The 3127-nt window shown below is 42.9% G+C and carries 3 protein-coding genes; 2 read left to right on the top strand and 1 reads right to left on the bottom strand.

Annotated features, from left to right (window positions below; translation table 11 throughout):
* The first annotated feature begins 45 nt into the window (after positions 1-45).
* Positions 46-756 carry a DevA family ABC transporter ATP-binding protein gene (locus tag PN499_RS10715; protein ID WP_272031845.1) on the top strand — a complete coding sequence of 237 codons (711 nt, stop codon included), beginning with the start codon at positions 46-48 and terminating at the stop codon, positions 754-756.
* A 6-nt stretch (positions 757-762) separates the two neighbouring features.
* Here PN499_RS10715 and PN499_RS10710 read toward each other — a convergent pair whose 3' ends face one another.
* Positions 763-1668: a hypothetical protein gene (locus PN499_RS10710; RefSeq protein WP_272031844.1), complete on the bottom strand. Its 906-nt coding sequence runs from the start codon at positions 1666-1668 to the stop codon at positions 763-765.
* A 342-nt stretch (positions 1669-2010) separates the two neighbouring features.
* Between PN499_RS10710 and PN499_RS10705 the strand changes: the two genes are divergently transcribed.
* A partial coding sequence (locus PN499_RS10705; RefSeq protein WP_272031843.1) for a DNA polymerase III subunit gamma/tau occupies positions 2011-3127 on the top strand: 1117 nt, incomplete at its 3' end.

Below are 3127 nucleotides of genomic sequence, written 5' to 3'. Positions count from 1 at the left end.
GCCATTAGCCATTAGCAATTAGCCATTAGCAATTAGCCATTAGCCATGAATGATTTACCTGTGGTCGCCATTCAAAATCTCAATCATTACTTTGGGGAAGGAGGAGTCCAAAAACAGACATTATTTGAAATCAACTTGGAGATTTACCCTGGAGAAATTGTGATTATGACAGGGCCCTCTGGCTCTGGGAAAACAACTCTATTAACTTTGATTGGAGCTTTGCGTTCAGTGCAAGAAGGCAGCCTGAAAATAATTGGTCAAGAAGTGCGGGGAGGAAAGAAAAACGAGTTAATAAAAATTCGACGTAATATTGGCTATATTTTCCAAGCTCACAACTTGCTCAAATGCTTAACAGCGCGGCAAAATGTACAAATGTCGATGGAGCTACACGACTATATTTCTAACCAGGAAGTCAATGCTAGAGTTGTAAAAATGCTTGAGGATGTAGGGTTAGGAGATAGAATCGATTATTATCCCGACAATCTTTCCGGGGGACAAAAACAGAGAGTTGCGATCGCGCGAGCTTTAGTAAGTCACCCCAAATTAGTATTAGCAGACGAACCGACAGCAGCTTTAGACAGTAAATCAGGTAGAGATGTAGTAGAAATTATGCAACGTTTAGCCAAAGAACAACAATCTACTATCTTGCTCGTTACCCACGACAATCGAATTTTAGATGTTGCCGATCGCATTATCCACATGGAAGATGGCCGCCTGCAAACTGCGGCCCTCACAACAACCCCTATCAGCAGATAAAAAAACTCATTTCCTACCGCCTGGGCGCTTATTACCAGCTTTGGCAGCACCCTTAGCTCCCCCCTTAGCTCCTCCCTTGGTTCCTCCCTTAGCTCCTCCCTTAGCCGCAGATAACTGCTTTTCTTCCACCTCGTTAATCCTGCCCCCAGGCGTTCTCGTAGTCCGAAAAGTAACATTTACTCCTTCATTTGATTGTTCCAATACCAGCAGCGGGGTAGGCTTTGCCTTTTGATCCCATTCAATATGGACAATCCGACCTTGAATTGTGGGTTGCCAATTGTCGTGATCGTCTGATGGGCTCAGATAAGTTTCCAGACAGTCAATAATTTGATTAATCGTTTGAGAAGTTGCTTGAGTCGGTAACTTCATCAGTTTAATTTGAATGCGGAAAAGCACTCGTTTTTTTACTTCCCCCCTCGGTTCACCCGTCTCATATTCCACATCAAACTGAGAATCTACTTGCCTACCCGCGCCAGCATTCCCGACTTTCTCTCCTGCCGAGCCTTGAGTTGGACGCAGAGCAACGCTAATTTTATCTTTTACTTTCACCTTAATTTGATTAACAATGCCAAAATGGAAAACCTCTTCTGCCATCCGCATTCTTAAGTAATCTAAGTTAAAATCTCGCGAGTGGATTAAGTCGGGATTTTTTTCCATTTTTCCGACTGTTTCGAGAGCCATTTTGTATTTTTTCTGTATCTCACGATTTCTAAATTCCTCAAACTTGAGCTTCTTGATCAAGTCGTCTATTTTCATTTTGGCAAGCACTGCTAAAGCTACGAGCAGTAAAAACAGTAACCCTGATGCTCCCATCCAGATTTGCTCTGAAGGAAACTTCCCTGATTTAACCGGAATCGGCTTAGGAGAGGCTGCTGCCAACCTTGGTTCTACAAGGATGATTTGGGTTGACATAGGCTGTAAAGGGTAGAATTTGACACTGTATTTCTAGAATTCCCCTGATTACGGCTTGCGGTGCTACTGCTACCAAAATTGACATTTTTCTACAACTGGAAGCAGTCACACCCAGTAATCCATACTCGATCTTCAACTGCCAGAAAACTTCCGGCCTATTCTGTCCCGTAGCTGCACCCGATGACAGGAATGGTAAAAAATCTATAATCTATTATAATTCAAACGGTGAAAAAACTTGTCATTCTCATTATCATAGTTTATAGTAAAACATTAGTATAGCTTAAATTTGAGAACAATTTTAATTTTGATTTTTAATTTCTAATTGAGCATTTTTACTGCGTTGTGACTTACGAACCCCTACACCACAAATATCGCCCTCAGACCTTCGCCGATCTCGTTGGTCAAGAAGCGATCGCACAAACCCTAAGCAACGCCATCCGCCAAGACCGCATCGCCCCAGCTTATTTGTTTACGGGGCCCAGAGGGACGGGTAAAACCTCCAGCGCCCGGATTTTAGCCAAATCTCTCAATTGTCTTGCCGGCAATGTCCCCACAGCAACGCCTTGCGGAAAATGCGATGTTTGTCAAGGAATTGTTGAAGGTAGAACTTTGGACGTGATCGAAATTGATGCTGCTAGTAATACGGGCGTAGATAGCATTCGGGATTTAATAGAAAGAGCACAATTTGCACCTGTACAATGTCGCTATAAAGTTTATGTTATTGATGAGTGCCATATGCTCAGCGTATCAGCATTCAACTCTCTATTAAAAACATTAGAAGAACCACCCGATCGCGTAGTATTTGTCTTAGCAACAACTGACGCTCAAAGAGTATTACCAACTATTATCTCCCGTTGTCAAAGATTTGATTTCCGCAGAATTCCCGTAGTGGCAATGACAAATCATCTGCGAGAAATTGCCCAGAAAGAAAACATTAATATTGCTGCTGATGCCGTCCAAATGGTAGCTCAAATCGCCCAAGGCGGACTCAGAGATGCGGAAAGCTTACTCGATCAATTGAGCCTACTTGCAGGGGAAGTCACAGTCGAAAAAGTCTGGGATTTAGTCGGTGCTGTGCCTGAAAACGATCTGATGGCACTGTTAGAAGCAATTGCATCAGATACAACTGAAACAGTTATAGACTGCGTGCGTCACTTAATGGATCGCGGTCGAGAACCGCTGTTAGTGCTTCAGAATCTTGCGGGTTTTTACCGGGATTTTTTAATAGCTAAAACTGCCCCTAAACGTTACAATTTAGTAGCTTTGACTCAGCAAACTTGGGAAAAACTTTGTGAGTTTTCTAAGGGTTGGGACGTTGAGATGATTTTAGCTAGTCAGAAGCACTTACAAAGTAGTGAAGTGCAAATTAAGAATACTACTCAGCCGCGTTTATGGTTAGAAATGACGCTGTTAGGATTGTTACCTTCAGCCTTGAAAGCTCAGCCGCAAGGAGCGGGGG

The sequence above is a fragment of the Kamptonema animale CS-326 genome, assembly GCF_028330895.1.
GTDB lineage: Bacteria > Cyanobacteriota > Cyanobacteriia > Cyanobacteriales > Microcoleaceae > Kamptonema > Kamptonema formosum.
The sequence above is the reverse complement of the archived record's forward strand: the minus strand, read 5'-3'. Positions and strand labels throughout refer to the sequence as shown.

Coding starts and splice junctions, on each gene's coding strand:
- PN499_RS10715 (WP_272031845.1), top strand. CDS start 46: ATGAATGATTTACCTGTGGTCGCCATTCAAAATCTCAATCATTACTTT.
- PN499_RS10710 (WP_272031844.1), bottom strand. CDS start 1,668: ATGTCAACCCAAATCATCCTTGTAGAACCAAGGTTGGCAGCAGCCTCT.